The organism is Rhizomicrobium electricum (assembly GCF_011762045.1).
Lineage (GTDB): Bacteria > Pseudomonadota > Alphaproteobacteria > Micropepsales > Micropepsaceae > Rhizomicrobium > Rhizomicrobium electricum.
Genome location: NZ_JAASQS010000004.1, coordinates 207,453 through 223,758, shown reverse-complemented (window position 1 = coordinate 223,758; position 16,306 = coordinate 207,453). Strand labels below are relative to the sequence as shown.

10 protein-coding genes are annotated in these 16,306 nt (G+C 61.1%); 3 read left to right on the top strand and 7 right to left on the bottom strand.

Annotation, left to right across the window (positions count from 1 at the left end; genetic code table 11):
• Positions 1 to 44 precede the first annotated feature (44 nt).
• Positions 45 to 1,484 carry a glucose-6-phosphate dehydrogenase gene (zwf, locus tag FHS84_RS09125; protein ID WP_166933229.1) on the top strand — a complete coding sequence of 480 codons (1,440 nt, stop codon included), beginning with the start codon at positions 45 to 47 and terminating at the stop codon, positions 1,482 to 1,484.
• Here zwf and msrA read toward each other — a convergent pair whose 3' ends face one another.
• The 4 genes from msrA to FHS84_RS09105 form a co-directional block, all read right to left on the bottom strand.
• Complete coding sequence (gene msrA, locus FHS84_RS09120; protein WP_166933227.1) at positions 1,485 to 2,150, bottom strand: peptide-methionine (S)-S-oxide reductase MsrA; 666 nt, start codon at positions 2,148 to 2,150, stop codon at positions 1,485 to 1,487.
• A 10-nt stretch (positions 2,151 to 2,160) separates the two neighbouring features.
• The gene (msrB, locus tag FHS84_RS09115) at positions 2,161 to 2,622 is read right to left on the bottom strand and encodes a peptide-methionine (R)-S-oxide reductase MsrB (RefSeq protein WP_341801820.1); all 462 of its coding nucleotides are present in this window, start codon (positions 2,620 to 2,622) and stop codon (positions 2,161 to 2,163) included.
• A gap of 127 nt (positions 2,623 to 2,749) precedes the next feature.
• The gene (locus FHS84_RS09110) at positions 2,750 to 3,907 is read right to left on the bottom strand and encodes a DUF2914 domain-containing protein (RefSeq protein ID WP_166933221.1); all 1,158 of its coding nucleotides are present in this window, start codon (positions 3,905 to 3,907) and stop codon (positions 2,750 to 2,752) included.
• A 180-nt stretch (positions 3,908 to 4,087) separates the two neighbouring features.
• Positions 4,088 to 4,909 (bottom strand): 2-keto-4-pentenoate hydratase, encoded by an 822-nt coding sequence (locus tag FHS84_RS09105; protein WP_166933218.1) that lies wholly within the window; start codon positions 4,907 to 4,909, stop codon positions 4,088 to 4,090.
• A gap of 407 nt (positions 4,910 to 5,316) precedes the next feature.
• Here FHS84_RS09105 and FHS84_RS09100 point away from each other — a divergent pair, with 407 nt between their 5' ends.
• Positions 5,317 to 6,456 (top strand): pectate lyase, encoded by a 1,140-nt coding sequence (locus tag FHS84_RS09100; protein ID WP_166933216.1) that lies wholly within the window; start codon positions 5,317 to 5,319, stop codon positions 6,454 to 6,456.
• 67 nt (positions 6,457 to 6,523) lie between these two features.
• Here the strand turns inward: FHS84_RS09100 and FHS84_RS09095 are convergent, their stop codons facing one another.
• Together FHS84_RS09095 and FHS84_RS09090 are read right to left on the bottom strand one after the other, a co-directional pair.
• Positions 6,524 to 10,351 carry a LamG domain-containing protein gene (locus tag FHS84_RS09095; protein ID WP_166933214.1) on the bottom strand — a complete coding sequence of 1,276 codons (3,828 nt, stop codon included), beginning with the start codon at positions 10,349 to 10,351 and terminating at the stop codon, positions 6,524 to 6,526.
• Positions 10,352 to 10,516: 165 nt separating this feature from the next.
• Positions 10,517 to 13,459: a TonB-dependent receptor gene (locus tag FHS84_RS09090; RefSeq protein WP_166933212.1), complete on the bottom strand. Its 2,943-nt coding sequence runs from the start codon at positions 13,457 to 13,459 to the stop codon at positions 10,517 to 10,519.
• 449 nt (positions 13,460 to 13,908) lie between these two features.
• Between FHS84_RS09090 and FHS84_RS09085 the strand changes: the two genes are divergently transcribed.
• A complete protein-coding gene (locus tag FHS84_RS09085; protein WP_166933210.1) occupies positions 13,909 to 15,480 on the top strand; it encodes a carboxylesterase/lipase family protein in 1,572 nt (523 codons plus the stop codon).
• 64 nt (positions 15,481 to 15,544) lie between these two features.
• On the opposite strand, the gene kduD is transcribed toward FHS84_RS09085, so the two are convergent.
• A complete protein-coding gene (kduD, locus tag FHS84_RS09080; protein WP_166933209.1) occupies positions 15,545 to 16,300 on the bottom strand; it encodes a 2-dehydro-3-deoxy-D-gluconate 5-dehydrogenase KduD in 756 nt (251 codons plus the stop codon).
• Positions 16,301 to 16,306 lie beyond the last annotated feature (6 nt).

Below are 16,306 nucleotides of genomic sequence, written 5' to 3'. Positions count from 1 at the left end.
CAGGCCGGAGGAGACTCCGGCCTGTTTCATTTCGGAAAGGCTGCATGGCAGACAAACAAGCGCTCGTGATCTTCGGCGCCACCGGCGACCTCGCGCTGAAGATGATCTACCCCTCGCTCTATTTTCTCGACATGGAAGGCCATCTTGCCGACAACCTCATAGTCGTCGGCGCGGCCCGCAGCGAACTCGAAGACAACGCCTTCATCGCGAAGGTGCATGACAGCCTGGTCGATCACGCGGGCGCCGATTTCCGTGAAGACGTCTGGGCCCGTTTCGCCGGGCGCCTCAGTTACTGCGCCGGCGACGTTACTCAAGAAACGCCCTATCGCGGTCTCAATGAACGACTCAAGGATTGCGCGATTCCGCTGCACTATCTTTCGACCTCGCCCGACTTCTTCGGCACCATTGCCGGGCACCTCAAGAGCGCAGGCCTGATCAGACCGGAGACACGGATTGCGGTGGAAAAACCGATCGGCCGCGACCTCAAAACTTCGCGCGAAATCGAAATCGCGTTGGAGCAAGCGGTTCCAGAAGACCGCATTCACCGCGTCGATCACTATCTCGGCAAGGACACGGTGCAGAATCTGATCGCGCTCCGGTTTGCCAACACGCTGTTCGAACCCTTGTGGAATAAGGATTCCATCGAACACGTCCAGATCACCGTCGCCGAGACCGTCGGCGTTGAGCGGCGCTGGTCCTATTACGATTCCTACGGCGCCCTGCGCGACATTGTGCAGAACCACATGTTGCAGCTCCTTTGCCTGGTCGCGATGGAACCGCCACCCGACCTTGACGCCAATTCCGTACACACCGAGAAGGTCAAGGTGCTGCGTTCCCTACGCCCGATCGGTGCCGCCGAAGTGGAGCGTGAAACCGTGCGCGGTCAATACCGCCGCGGTTTCATGGAAAGCGGCGCCGTGCCGGGGTACAGCGAGGAAGCCGGCGGTGGGACCTCCGACACCGAGACGTTTGTCGCCCTACGCGCCCACATCGATAACTGGCGCTGGGCCGGCGTGCCCTTTTTCCTGAGAACCGGAAAGCGGCTTCCGACACGCTCAACCCAGATCGTGGTGCAGTTCAAGCCGGTGCCACATTCGATTTTCCACCGCACCATGAACGCGCCCAATCGCCTTGTCATCCGGCTGCAGCCACAGGAAGAGATTGCGCTGCAGATCATGAACAAGACGCCCGAACTGGAAGCGGTGCGTTTGCGGCCCGTGACGCTCGACCTCAATTTGATCGATGCCTTCCGCACCACGCGGCGGCGCATCGCCTACGAAAGGCTTATCTTCGATGCCTTGAACGGCTCGATGTTCCTGTTCGTACGACGCGACGAGGTCGAAAGTGCCTGGACCTGGATCGATCGCATCGAGGCGGGCTGGAAGGAGCGCGACATGCGCCCCTTGCCCTACACCGCCGGGACCTGGGGACCGTCGAGTTCCTTCGCTCTCACCGAACGCCAGGGGTACTCGTGGGTAGAATGATCACCGTCGAGCCATCGTGATCGCGCGGGCGCTGTAGACTGCGGGATACAGCGCCCGCAACTTCTCGATCTTGGGTTGGTCGTTGACGACGATATACGGGGCATCGGGATGCTTGATCAGGTAGTCCTGGTGGTAATCCTCGGCAGGATAGAAGCCGGAAAGCGATGACACCCGTGTAGCGATCGGTCTTGAGAAAACGCGGGTTGCCGTCAGCTGGGCGATATAGGCGGATGCGACCCGTGCTTGTGCCGGATCGGCGGCAAAGACCTCGGAACGATATTGCGGCCCCTCGTCGGGTCCCTGGCGATTGAGTTCGGTCGGATCCATGACCGAGAAGAAAACCCGCAACAGCGTGCCATAGGAAACCTGATGTGGATCGTAGGTGATACGCACGGCTTCCGCGTGGCCGGTATTGCCCCATTCGACCACATTGTAGCGAGCGGTAGACGCCGCTCCGCCGGAATAGCCCGCCGTCACGAACTTCACGCCTCTGACATGCTGAAAGACGCCCTGCATCCCCCAGAAGCAGCCGCCTGCGAATACCGCGGTCTGATTGGCGTCGCTCGCCGGCACATCCTGCTGCGGCATGGGTAGTGCCCGTTGGGTTTCCTCGGCACACGCCGAAGCGGAGAGGAGCAGAATGGAGAGGAGCAGAGGCTTCAGCATCGCGATCTCCTTATGCCCGCGGGACGAATTTGAGCGCCACGGCGTTCATGCAGTAGCGCAAGCCAGTCGGTCGCGGTCCATCGCCGAAGACATGGCCAAGATGGGCGTCGCACAAAACACACGACACCGCCGTGCGCACTGCGAACAAGCTGCCATCGCGGGTCTCGCGAACGTTGCTCGCCGCGATTGGGCGATAGAAACTCGGCCAGCCAGTCCCCGAATCGTATTTGGTACGGGAATCGAACAATGCGGTGCCGCAACAAACGCAGCGATAGAGACCGTCGGCATGATTGTCCCAACCGGGACCGGTGAACGCACGCTCGGTTCCGGCATGGCGCGTCACCTCAAAGGCGAGCGGAGGGAGCAGCCGGCGCCAGTCCTCGTCGCTTCGCACGAGTTTGGGTATAGGCTTAACGCCTAGCGCCTGCCCGGCAGCGGAGAACTCCGTCACCGAAACGGTCGTAGTGGCCACAGATGGCCGCACAAATAGTGCGGATATTGTTGCGGAACCCAGTAATTGGCGTCGCGTCACGCGTACCTCCGGTCCCCGCACGACGATTATGTGGGGAGCGGAGCCGGCCTTGCCAAGTTGATTTTGTTTAGAGGCGAACGATTTTCAGGTCGCTAGGTGCCGGTGCATTGACCACGTTGAACTCGGTGCGCCCGATCAGGCGGCCGTCTACCGACTCGACGTCGACCCGCCAGAGGCCGGGATCCACGTTGTTCTTGTAGGAGTAGTTGCGATAGCCCTTGTCGCGGCCGCCGCGAAGATTGTTGGTGAGCCGCTGTACCGTCTCCCAATCGCCCTTTGTATCGTCATACCGCCGCCAGACATAATAGGTGGTGGTATTGAGGTCGACCGGCGCGAACACCGCTCCGAACACGATCACGGGCATGCCCGGCTCGACGTGAACGGTACGGCGGCTGACCACGGAACCGAGCAGCGAACGCGGTTCCTCTGCCGCTAGGTAATATATGCTCCGGGCGCGGGCCATGCCCTTGTCCGGCTTGGTGCCGACGCAACGGATAGCACCCCTCGCCGGGACGCGGCAGATGGAGTGGTAAACGCCGGTCTGCTGCATCGCGAGCGGCAATGGCGGCAGGACATCGAGGAAATAAAGTCCGGTGACCAGCGCATAGACGGCCACGGCGCTGCCACCGATCTGCCATTTCACCTCACCGAGCCGCGAGCGGCTGAGCTTCGAGAGTAGCCACAAGAAGCCGGCAAACACTGCAACCGCGACGACGCCGCTCGCCAGGAACATGGCCACGCCGATCGACTTGGTGAAGACCGGCAGCATGAAGGCGCAATAGGAGATCAGCGCGAAGAAGAACAGCGTTGTGGTGAATATCAGGCGCGCATGGTAGCGCTTGAACACCTCGTTGCCGACGAAGATGGCACACAGGATGAGAAGGAACGGCCACGAACCGGCCAGCACGCCGCTTCGGGCGTAAAACACCAGGAACGCACTCCACAGCGAACCGAGCACGAATTGCGTCAGCGCAGGCAGATAGGCTCGCAGCTTGGCGACAAACGTCGATTCCCACTCTTGATGCGCTTCAAGCCAATGCAGCAGCGCGATCGAGAACGCCGCAACGCCGAGATAGACGATCAGCAAAGTCTGCGTGACGGCGTGGTCGACGCGGCCATACGCGAAAAAGTCGAACCCGAAGCCGCCGAGCATGGCCGCCGCCGAGATGTGACGCTCGTAAGCCTTGAGGGTCGACATCCATTGCTGAATGGGCGGTTTATACATGGCCACAGCGTAAAGCGGGTTGCGCTGCGTGATAAGCCGGATGGCCGCGGACGCGAAGGCGACCCCGCGTCGCGCGAGTAACCCTCTCAAACTTCGGCCTTTTTGCCGATTTCAGGCACGCCGAAGAAGTCCAGCGGTCAATGCCGGTCCGTCAAAGCAGACGTTGAGTGCGGCGGTCCTTCAGACCCGCGGCTTCATCGGGACGCCAACGCACTGGATGGCGCCGAGGCCCTTGAACTCGATCCGCGCCATTTCGCCCGGATTGATGTCGTGAACACCGGTGATGGCACCCGTGGTGATCATCATCCCGGCCTTCAGCGGCAGACCGCGCTTGGCGCAAAGTTCGGCCACGAAACGCAGAGATTCGAGCGGGCCGCCCGGCACATTGGCAGCCATACCGGTGCCAACCGACTTGCCGTTGATGAACGTCTCACAGGTGAGTTCGGTGAGCACGCGATCACGCCAATTGGGAATTTCGGGTCCGACGATGATGCCGTTGTTATTGCCGAAATCCGATACGACGCAGAGCGGACCGATCTTGTTGATCGTGGCCAGCGGGCTGCCGGCCATTTCGACACCGCACACCATCCGCTTCACCACGGCAATCGCGTCGGCGGTCGTCCATACCGTCTTGCCGGCCGGCGCATCTTCGCCGATTTCGAACATGTATTCGGCTTCGACTGCGGCAAAGCCTCCGACGAACTGCCCGTATTCGACCGTGCCGCCGGGCGCCGCATAGCGCACGTCCTTACGGAAGACCGGGCCGGAAACCGATTTGGAGCCGAGCGGTCCGACCAGGTCGGCGGGAATCTTGCCGATCTTCCAGCCGGCAACTTCGTCGGGGAAAATCTTGATCGCGACATCCTGCACGGCGTAGGCCGCATCCAGGGTCGCAGGCAGAGTTCCCGGAAATCCGCTGAGCGCCACAGCCTTCAAACGAGCCGAAACAAATTCATTGGCGATTGCTTCAGCGACCGAATTGGACGTGAGGACTGCCTCCATGACGCGCTCCACTCTATGCCGACGGGTGTTGATGTCGTGCCGGTTGCCCCTTCCGGAGCAGGTGTAATGGGTTTATAGGAAACCGGTGTCATTATCAATCAAAGAGACGGGAACTGCGACGGTACGCACCGGCCTTTCCGGCGTTACCGCCTCCAGCCGTCTTCAGGAGAGCCTCCATGTGCCGACTCAATTTTGCGGCGGCGGCCGCCCTTCTGCTGCTCCTGCCCACCCAGGCAGCTCCGAAGGCCAAACCAGCAACCCCTCCTGTTGCAACTCAATCTCAATCTGCGCCATTGGCCTTTCCAGGGGCTATGGGCTGGGCAGCCACAACCCCAGGGGGCCGCGGGGGCGCAATTATCAGAGTCACCAATCTCAACACTGACGGGCCCGGCTCGTTCGCGGCAGCGGTGGCCACCAAGGGGCCTCGGATCGTCGTGTTCGAAGTCGGCGGCGTGATCGATCTCGGCGCCAAAGAGCTGAAGATCTCCGAGCCCTATCTCACCATCGCCGGCCAGACCGCCCCCTCGCCGGGCATCACGTTCATTCGCGGCGGCATCGACGTCGCCACCCATGACGTGGTGGTACAGCACATCCGCGTGCGTGTCGGCGATGCCGGCCTGCCCAAGAAAAGCGGCTTCGACTGTGACGCGATGGGCACCAGCGGCGCGGCCCACGACGTGATCTTCGATCACAACACCGTCACCTGGGCTACCGACGAAAACATGAGCGCCTCGGGCCAACGCTTCGAAGGCAGCGATCCCGACAGGTGGCGGCAGATGGCCTCGCACCGGGTGACGTTCTCGAACAACATCATCGCCGAGGGCCTGACCTTCGCCACCCATGCCAAAATCGAACATTCCAAAGGGTCGTTGATCCACGACAACGCCAACGACATCCTGATCGTCAACAATCTCTATGCGCACAATTACGAGCGCAACCCGCTGCTGAAGGGCGGCGTGCGCGCGGCGATGATCAACAACCTGATCTACGATCCCGGCCAGCGCGCCGTCCATTACAATCTGATGGCCGAGGAATGGGGCGACAAGGCGTGGCAGGTCGGCAAGCTGACGCTTGTCGGCACGGTGCTGCGGGCCGGCATTTCGACGCCCGCCAATCTTGCGATGGTCGAACTCGGCGGTTACGGCGACCTCGAACTCTATATGAAGGACAACATCGCGGTGGACCAGATCGGCCGACCGATCCCCTTCACCGGCCGTTACACCACCTCGCCGGCCAAGATCATCACCATGAAAGAACCGCCGCTTTGGCCGCCGTATGTGACGCCGATGCCGGTGGAAAAAGTGCAGCAGTATGTTCTGCACAATGCCGGCGCCCGGCCCTGGGACCGCGACTATAATGATGTGCGCCTGATCGCCGACGTTGCCGAAGGGCGCGGCTATATCATCGCGAGCCAGGACGAACTGCACGGGTACCCGGTCCAGAAGCCGACGGCACGGCCGTTCAATCCCGATGACTGGAATCTCAACGATATGACGCCGAAAAATCCAGCCGCGCTGGATTCCGGCTCCAAAGCGAAGGGCACCTGATCGCCTTTCGCATTGCGCATACAAAAAGGGCGGACCGCAAGGCCCGCCCTTCTTTTTACTATCGCGTTCAGTGCTTGGCCGCAGGCACGCGAACCTGGTTGTTGAGGAGCGTGATCTCCGGCGTGGACATCACGACTCGCACGCTGGCCGCCCCGGCTTTGCGCGGCAGCGTAACCTTCGCAGTCTTGGGAAGTAGGTCCGTTGGAGCCGCCAGCGCAGGGACCGGCGCGGTGGCCACAACCTTACCCTTGGCATCCAGGAGTTCGATCTTGCCGCCTTCCGCCGGCTTGGCGCCGAGACTATGCACCGTGACCTCCACGGTATCGGCAGTTAGCACGACGTCGTCTTCGCCGATGCCGAGATCCGGACGGTCGGCGGTCGACGGACCGGCTTCGACCCGCTCGAACGTCAGCATGGTTGTCTTGCGCGGCGCGAAGACGAGATCGACGCTGGTGGCACGTTCGAACTTGAACGTCTTGGGGGCGATGCCAGCGCCGCTCATTTTCCAGGTGCCGGGGGCGATCATCCAGCCCGTCATAGCCGCCTTGATCGGCTTGGCGGCGAGATTGTAGGCCTCCACGGTGAAGCGGTCCGGCATGGCTCCGCCAACCAGGATGCCGACCTGTTCGGCGTCGGTGGGACCGGCGAAGCGCCAGCTCACCAGATTGCCCTGAAAGACCTGGTTGCGGCGGACGACTATGCCGCCGAGGCGAGTGCGCTGCAGAAGATCGCTGTAAAGTTCGACGCGATCGCTCCACCAATGGCCTTCGGTGACCATGTACATGCGCTGGTTGGCGGTCTGGATTTCATCGCCGTAGATGTCTTCGAGATACTTCTTGTCTCCCGAGAGCAGCCAGCCGACGTAGCGGTACATCTCGATCGGCATCGAGCCATCGTCGCGGGCGGCCGTGAAGCTGCGCGATTCCGTGCTGGACCGCGGCAGTTTGGCGACGTAGTCGAGGATGTCCTTGCCCCACGCCTCGGTCTTGCCCATCAGCGGCAACGCATTGGCATTGATGCCGCGCACAGCCAGATGCAGGCCTGGCCCCATGAAGCTTTCGAGCGGCGCAAGATACTTCTTGTCGCCGGTCCAGCTATAGGCGGCCCAGAAAAGCTGCGTTGCGCCATAGAGTCCGCGTGTCGACGGCGACAGGCAGCCCTTGGTCTGGTCGGTTGCGAGATTGAAGAACTCGGGGAAACACATCGATCCGTCGGCATTCTTTTTGCCATAGGCGATGTAGCTGTCGGCGATGTCGAGGATCAGTTTCTTCAGCGCAGGATTGCCGTTGAAATTCACCAACTGCATGCCCGGCTGCAGGAAAATGTAGGAATAGGGATGCTCCCATCCCCACGGCCCTTCGCGCACCACGCGGGTGGCGCTGAACGCCTGGCTGACAAAGCCGGTGTGCCCGCTTTTGTTGGTTTCGATGATCTTGGGATAAGCGCGCGCCGTCTGCATCAGACGCTCGAAAGACTTCGGGTCGCCGTCATTGAGATAGGCATCCTCGCCGCGGGCGTTGATGCCTTCCTCGTAGGTGTGGAGATAATCGGTGAGGATGGTGTTGAGCCCATTCGTGATCATGCCATTCTTGTCGACGGCATCGGTCAAGGCACGCAACGAGTTCCGCACCTTGTCGGGAATCACGCCCATAGCGGCGAGCGGCGGCCACTGTTGGGTCAGATCGGTATCGTCGGAAATTCCGCCCCCGAAATCGCCGTAATCGGACTGGCGGTGATCGATCCACCATTCGATGAAGCGGCGCACGAGCTTCAGATCTTCGGTCTGGCGGAACGCCCACAGCGGCACGCCTTTCGGCGGTGTGGGTTGTTTGAAGGCAGGCCAACCCTGTTCGGGATTGAGTTCCGCCCAATAAAGCCGCCCTTGGGTGTGTTCCGGATCGGCGGCGAACAGAGACTGGAATTCGCGTTCCATGCGCTCGTAGCGGGACAGGCGCCTGTCATTGGTGTGTTCTTCCACCACGAACGCCATGTTGTCACGAACCTGTGCCCAACGATCGGCAATGTGCTCGGCCAGCGCGGCCGCACGCGGCTTCATCACCAGCCGCACCTTCATGCCATCGAGTGATGCAGCGGAGAAATCGCCGCCGCCGCCGGCCACCGTGAGATAAAGACTTGTATGCGGAGGAAGGAGGCGGTCGCGCGTATCAAGCCACAGCGTACGGGCTTCGCCCGGCTTCACCGAAACGTTGACGTCCATCAACGTGCGGCCGGGCCAGATCGGGTCCATCACCCGGATGTTGAGCGGGAACAGGCCGTCCTTCAGCGGCTTCACCTTCAGAGCCGGAATATCGAGCGCTATTCCGTCGAGACCGGCATCCATGTTCTCCCAGGTGTAGGAGAATTTCGACGGCGCCCCGCCGCGGCCATTGCGGAAGTCGGACGGGATGAGAATGTGCGCGATGGGCTGATATCGGCCCGCCGCAGGCGCACGTTTGCGGGACGGCGCACCATCAGGCAGTGCAACCACCGTCTCCCGCTCGTCGGCAACATAGCGGGCATCGATGAAACGGCGAAGTTCGCTGGTAGAGGCGTAAGTGTCCGGCTCCGCGCTTGCGCGCACCGTGTAGGAGAGCTTGGTTTCGTTCTGCGGTTCGGCGCCCGGCACGATGTTGTAGAATCCGAGCTCCTGGATCGGTGTCTCTTGAACGGCGTTGTTGAAGCGCAAGTGGCCGCCCGAACGAGCCGCGAACTGGTAGGCGTTGCGCTCGAGACCTTGCGGCCGGTCGCCGAGCTTTTCTTCGCCGGTGGAATTGATGGCCGTCAGGGTGCCGGAAGCAGCACCGGTGAACTCGATGTGGTTCCAGGCTTCATTCGGCAAATCGAATGTGATCGCCTTGCCGCCCTCGGCATAGACGTTCCAATCCGGCAATTCGAAATAGTCGTGCCGACCAGGCAGCTTCGACCGGTTGTAGACGCCCGGCCAAGTGGTCTCGGCCATGCCGTCTGAAGCGCCCATCATGCGCTCCTTGATGTCCCACGCTGCAGTCACTTCCACCTTGCGGATCGCCGTCTGCGGCGCCGAGAGTACAACCGGCGGCTCATTGGTCCAGCCATACCGCGTCAGCCACTCCTGGCGGAATCGAGGATCGGCCAAGGATCTGGCGGGTGTCGCGTCCGCCGTCAGCGGCCGACCGGCTTCCAGCGCAGCAACACCGTCGCTGCTGATGGCATGATCATAGATGCGGATTTCATCGATATCGCCGCCGCGCACATACTGGTATTGGCTCTGGACCTGCATCGGCGAAATCGTCCGGTGGAACGGACCGAACTGGTCGAGCCCCGCATCGAGCACAGCGGTCTGTATTTTCTCGGCTACCAGTTTCCCGCCGACATAGAGCTTCACACCGGCCGTCTCGTCCCAGGTGAAGGTGATGTCGATCCACTGATCCGGGGCCGGGACCGTGTCCATCCTGTAGGACACACGGAGGCGGGCGAGATTGTTGTCGGTGACGAACGCATCGATGCCATGGCCGTTCCAGTCGATGCGCAGGAAGTCCATGTCCCATGAGGTATGGTCGGCGTAGGAAACGCGCCACAGCGGGAACTGCATCTCGCCAAGCGGCTCGCGTGGACGGAAGCGGAATGCCAGTGTGCCGCGCTGGGCGTAGATGTTACCGCCGGCGTGCCATGCGAGCAGCTGCTCACCCTCGGAACGGATGAACGGACCGGCTTTGGGGTCGGAGGCTATCGCCGTCTTGTCGATGAAATTCGGCGAGGGATCGCCGGAGGCCACGTCGGCGTCAAAGCCCTTGGCGCCGGAAAGATAAAACAGCAGGCCGTCTTTCGTGCCGGCGCTGTCGCCCGCGGCCGGAGCAAGAGCCGATGCCGAGAGCAGAATTGCCGTGACCAACTGGCGCGCCGATTTCTTCTTCATGGCGAGGCTCCTGTTCGCAATGGCAACGACTGTATACGCCACATACCGCTGCCGCGCGGCTTGCATGATTGTCGCGCACCCGCCGCATGCAAGCCGCACTATGGCACAAAGAAAAAGCGCCGGGGATAGAATCCCCGGCGCAAATACAAGCAAGTGGAGAGATGATCAGAAATCGTACTTGATGCCGATGTAGTAGTCGGTACCGGTGCGATGGTTCACGTACATGTATTTGTTCGAGCTGTCGTAATAGCCCGTGTACTGCCGCTGATGCTGATCGGTGAGATTGAGCGCATCGAACGTGACCATGAAGTGCTCGTTGAACTTATAGCTCGCAGAAGCATCGAGATTGAACGTATCGTCACCAGCCTCATAGTCGGTGTAGGAGCCGGGCAACGCAGTGAAATAGTGGCTGCGATAGGCTGCGGACACGCGCGCTTGGAACACCGTATCGTCATAGTAAATGGTGGTGTTGTAGCTGTTGCGCGACTGGTTGGTGAGCGGATGATACGCGCAGGCCGTACCGACGATGTAGCACATATTCGATTCCACGAACGTACCGTTCGCAGTTACGCCGAAATTGCTCCACATGCCGGGCAGGAAGGTGAACGGCTGCTGCCAGTTGATTTCGACACCATCGATATGTCCGCCGGGTGTGTTGATCGACTCGCCGATTGACCACGGCGATGTCGCGCAATTCGGGGTGGCGCCGCACGCGGCCTGCAATGCCGCTGCGCCGATCGTCTTCGACACACCCGTCACATAGGAAGGCAACGTGAACACCGCGTCGCCCGCACCATTCGGAATGACGTTGGTGTTGCGGTAGGTCGCGATGAACGTCCCGAGCTTCTTGTAGAAGCCGGCTACCGACAGCATGGCGCCCTTGCCGTAATACCACTCGAACGCCAGATCGATAGTGTTGGCGCGGAACGGCTTCAAGTTGGAGTTCGCCACGTTAATCGTGTGCGAAGAACCCGACACGCTGATGAAATCACCGGCAAGGCTTCCGAGGTCCGGACGGCTCATCACCTGCGCCATGTTGAGGCGGACCAGGAGATTTTCGACCGGCTCCACGACCATGTTCAACGTCGGCAGGAAGTCATGATAACCGGTGGTCGTGAGCGTCGGCTGGAAGGTACCCGACGAAGTCAAACCGTAACCGAGTGCCGTGACCATCGTGTTGACGTACCGCGCGCCAACATCGCCGCGGAAACCCATGCCGAGAACTTCAAGATCCCACCCAGCCTGGAGCCAGCCGGCGTAGTCGTTTTCCTGGACCGAGCGGTTGTTGCCGAGGTCGGGACCGGGACCAACCTTGAGCAGGTTCTCGTAATCCCACGCCTGCTGCGCCTTGTCGAAGTCAGCCACAAGCCAGGAGTGCGGCGTGACGCCGGGGGCGTAACCCGGCAAGTTGACCATTTTGGCAATGTCGGAGATCTTGGTTGTCAAGACCTTGTTGGCGAACGTACCTGCAGTTCCACCGGCTCCGTAGAACGCCGCACTGGTCGACGTGCCATACGCGCTGGCGAAGGTTTCCTGATTGCTCGCAGCCGTAGACGTGCCCTCGCCCGTCGTCAGGCGATAAGAGATCGTACGGAAGCCATAGTTCTTGTAGTCGAAGCCGCCGGTGATGGTGATTTCACGGATCGGCTTGAACTCCATGTCCCAGGACGCCGCACGGAAGCTGTTGAAGTTGTATTGCGGACGACGGCGGAAGCTCGAAACGAACCAGCAATTACTGCCAGCTGTGCAGGTGCTCGCCCCACCCGACGGGGCCGACGAAGACAGACCCGCGACATCAAGATTGGCGCTGCCGTAGTTCAGTTCGGGCGACCAGTTGTTGCCGTTGTTCTGGAAATCATAGCCATAGCCCGACACATTGAACTGATCGAGCATGATGTAATCCTGAAGCGGATTACGATGATGCGATTCCGACCATCCCAGTCTTACGTTGGTCTTGAGCTTCTCGGAGAAGCTATGCGAGCCCTCCAAAGTCACCTGCATGAAGCGGGTGTCGAGGTGATCCTGGCGGTGTTCGGTGCGAATCTTGGCGCCACTGGCGCTCTTCAGAACGGGCTGCCAGTAGCAGTTGGTCGTGCCACCGCAGACGCCCGCAGGGATATAGACCTGGTTGGAGACGGCGCTCAGCGTGCCATACGAATTGGTCTGCATCTCGAGCTGGGTCTCTTCGCGCTGCGAAGCGAAGTCCGAGAACAGGCCGGACAATGTAAACAGCGTATTTTCACCCGCCTGCCATTGCAGGGAGCTCGACAGGCCCAGACGCTTCTCGGCGCCGCGATAGAGTTCGTAACGGGGCATGCGTGGCCGGACCGGAATGCCGGTCGTTGCCGGCGTGGCGGTGTCGACCGCAACCGCGGAATTGCCGTTCGCGGAAATACGCACGGTGGAAGCGCCCGCCTCCAGGGTATGACGGACGGTATAAGCCGCCGAGAACAGCGCACCTACGCGACCACCGAGGAAGGTATCGGAAACCAGGACCGAAGCCTTCGGGTTGGCCGAGCCGGCGAAGTCGTTATAGCCTTCCTGCACCGCTGCCGAGAGAACGAAGCGGTTGTAGTCGAACGGACGGGCCGTCCGCATGTCGACGGTGGCACCGAGAGAGCCTTCTTCCATCGAAGCCGATGCCGATTTATTGACCGTCAGGCCGCTGAACAGTTCCGAACCGAACACGTTGAAGTCGAACGAACGGCCGCGGTTGGTGCCGCCCGAAGCGTCGGAGCCGCCGGCAGTCGACATGGCTTCGAGGCCATTGATGCGGACGCGGGAGAACAGCGGGCCGAGGCCGCGCACGGTGATCTGGCGCCCTTCGCCGGCATCGCGGTTGATCGCGACGCCAGGAATGCGCTGCAGTGATTCCGACACGTTCATGTCGGGGAATTTCGCGATGTCTTCCGCCATGATCGAGTCGGTCGCACCAAGCGAATTGCGCTTAAGGTCCATCGCCTTCTCAAGGCTGGCCCGGTAACCGGTCACCACGATGGTTTCCATGTCCTGGTCTTGCGCATAAGCGGCGCCGCTGGCACCGATGACGGCCATCAGCGCTACCGCAGACGCGCCCAGCTTGAAGCTCGCGGTCAGATTCTTATTCAAGGCGTATTCCCTCCCTCGCTGCTGCCGTCAGGACGGCTTGTTCTCCGTATTGTGCGACAGCGTCGGTTCCGAACGTTTCCCCTAACGCCGGAATGTCGGGCCGGCGCTGACACCGGTGTCAGTATCTTCTGACACCGGTAGCACCAGAGCATACGTCGATCCCGTTCTCAGCCACAAGTCCAAGGCAGGCAAAACTGAGGCGTTGTCCGACGGGCGATGCAGCAGCGCAACACTTTCAAGCACTTACTGATAACGCTACCGCGAGGTAAGACTCTGAAAGCCTTATCAAAAGGCCTGACGCTCAACACCTCCCGACGGATACTTCCAGTAAGGCCCACCGCCGTTTTCCCATCAGATTCCTTGTTGCCCTCATGATCTGGTGTAGCCATGCTTCGCTTTTAGCGCCGAAACAACGGCACTCTGGAGAACAGGGGCGAAGAGGTACATCAATGACAACGGTGTCAAACCGGCGAAAAGTTCTCGGCGGACTGGTTGGGATCGGCGGGCTGGCAAACTCCGCAGCAGCGACACTGGCCGCAACGCATCGGACATTACCGCGAGCCAAAACAAATTCCGGCCTCGTCGAGGGCAACACGGAGAATGGCATCTACGGGTTCAAGGGCATTCCCTATGGCGCCGACACCCGCCTAACCCGCTTCCAGCCTCCGGTTCCGGCAAAGACCTGGCGGGGCGTAAGGAAGGCCATCGCGTACGGCCCGGCCTCGCCGCAGGGTTCGAATGAGCCGAACCAAAGCGAGAACTGCCTCTTTCTCAATGTCTGGACACCGGCTTTGCGCGACGGCGGCAGGCGGCCTGTGATGTTCTATATCCATGGCGGCGCTTATTCGAACGGCTCGGGTTCGGCTGCAATCTACGACGGCACCAATCTCTGCAAGCGCGGCAATGTTGTGGTTGTGACGATCAACCATCGCCTCAATGCGTTCGGGTATCTCTCGCTCGGCATGCTGGACGATCGCTACGCCGATTCCGGCAACGTCGGGCAGCTTGACATCATCCTGGCGCTCAACTGGGTGAAGGAGAACATCGCGGAGTTCGGCGGCGATCCGAATTGCGTGATGGTGTTCGGCCAATCCGGCGGCGGCGCCAAGATCGCCACCATGATGGCAATGCCCGGCGCTAAGGGCTTATTTCATCGCGCCGTCAGCATGAGCGGCCAACAGATCACCGCCTCGGGACCGTTGAATGCGAGGAAACGTGCCGAGGTGTATCTAAAGGCGCTGGGCGTCGCCAAGATCGACGATTTGAAGACGCTCGACACGGCCAAGCTGGTCGCGGCCTTGGGAGCGACTGACCCGGTCATCGGTTCGGGCGGGGTGTATTTCGGTCCGGTTCTCGATTTCAAGAATCTCACTCGCCATCCGTTCTATCCGGATGCGCCGGCCCAGAGCGCCGCCATCCCGATGATGATCGGCAATACCCATGACGAGACGCGCGCCTTCATCTCCGACCCAGGGGTCTACAAGCTCAGTTGGGAGGAATTACCGGAACGGCTAGCCAGGAATCTGCGCGTCGACATTCTGCCGTCGTTCGTTATCGACCAATACAAGGCTTGGTATACCGGCATTTCACCGACCGATCTGTTTTTCCTCGCCACCACCGCTGGACGCTCGTGGCGCGCTGCAATCGTGGAAGACGAACTGCGGGCGGCGGCCGGAACGCCGGCGTTCGCCTATCAACTCGACTTCCCCTGCCCGGACGACAAGCGCCGCGCCATGCACACCACCGACATTCCGCTGGCGTTTGACAATACCGACAAGGAAGGCGCCGTCACCGGTAACGGCGAAGCGGCACGCAAGATGGCCGCCATCCTCAGTGAAACCTTCATCGCGTTTGCCAGGACCGGCAGACCCGACAATGCGCTGATCCCTACTTGGACGCCCTACTCGCTTGCCGGACGTGAAACCATGGTGTTCGACCTGCCGCCCCATCTCGAAAACGATCCGCGTGGGCGTGAGCGCAAATTGTTCGAGAAGGTCCCATTCATCCAGCAAGGGACGTGAGGCCAAACAAAAGGCCCCCGTCCTTGCGGACGGGGGCCAGTCGAGCAGACTGAAACGGATCGGGTCAGCGCGCCAGCCAACCGCCATCGACAGGAATGATGGCTCCGTTGAGGTAATCGGCCGCCGAAGAAGCCAGGAACACGGCCGTGCCGCCGACGTCCTTGGGCGTACCCCAGCGACCGGCCGGAATGCGATCCAAAATCGCCTTGGAGCGATCGGGATCCTCACGAAGCTGCTGGGTGTTGTCGGTGGCCATGTAACCGGGCGCGATGGCGTTCACATTGATGTTCTTCGACGCCCATTCGTTTGCGAGAAGGCGCGTGATGCCGGCAATGCCGCTCTTGGAGGCAGTATAGCTCGGCACCCGGATGCCGCCCTGGAACGACAGCATCGAAGCGATGTTGATGATCTTGCCGCCGCCCTGCTTGACGAACTGACGGCCCGCCGCCTGGCTGAGGAAGAACGCGGACTTGATGTTGACGTTCATCACGTCGTCCCAGTCCTTCTCGGAGAATTCGAGGGCGTCCTGACGTCGGATCATGCCGGCGTTATTGACCAGAACGTCGAGCCTGCCGAGGCCGGCAACCGTTTCGGCGACGATGCGCCCGACCGGTTCGATGGTCATCAGGTTGGCGTCGATGTTCACGAACTTGCGGCCGATCTTCTTGATGATCGCTTCGGTTTCGGTCGGCGGCACGAAGCCCGCAACTGCGATATCGGCGCCCGCTTCGGCCAGCGCCACCGCGATGCCCTGTCCGAGGCCGGTGTTGGCACCCGTCACGAGGGCGACTTTGCCTTCAAGGCTGAAAAGATTGCTCATGTTCCG

Bases quoted from the DNA above. Each gene is read 5' to 3' on its own strand.
- FHS84_RS09110 (WP_166933221.1), bottom strand. From the start codon at position 3,907: ATGTATAAACCGCCCATTCAGCAATGGATGTCGACCCTCAAGGCTTAC.
- msrA (WP_166933227.1), bottom strand. From the start codon at position 2,150: ATGCTGAAGCCTCTGCTCCTCTCCATTCTGCTCCTCTCCGCTTCGGCG.
- FHS84_RS09105 (WP_166933218.1), bottom strand. From the start codon at position 4,909: ATGGAGGCAGTCCTCACGTCCAATTCGGTCGCTGAAGCAATCGCCAAT.
- FHS84_RS09085 (WP_166933210.1), top strand. From the start codon at position 13,909: ATGACAACGGTGTCAAACCGGCGAAAAGTTCTCGGCGGACTGGTTGGG.
- FHS84_RS09095 (WP_166933214.1), bottom strand. From the start codon at position 10,351: ATGAAGAAGAAATCGGCGCGCCAGTTGGTCACGGCAATTCTGCTCTCG.
- zwf (WP_166933229.1), top strand. From the start codon at position 45: ATGGCAGACAAACAAGCGCTCGTGATCTTCGGCGCCACCGGCGACCTC.
- kduD (WP_166933209.1), bottom strand. From the start codon at position 16,300: ATGAGCAATCTTTTCAGCCTTGAAGGCAAAGTCGCCCTCGTGACGGGT.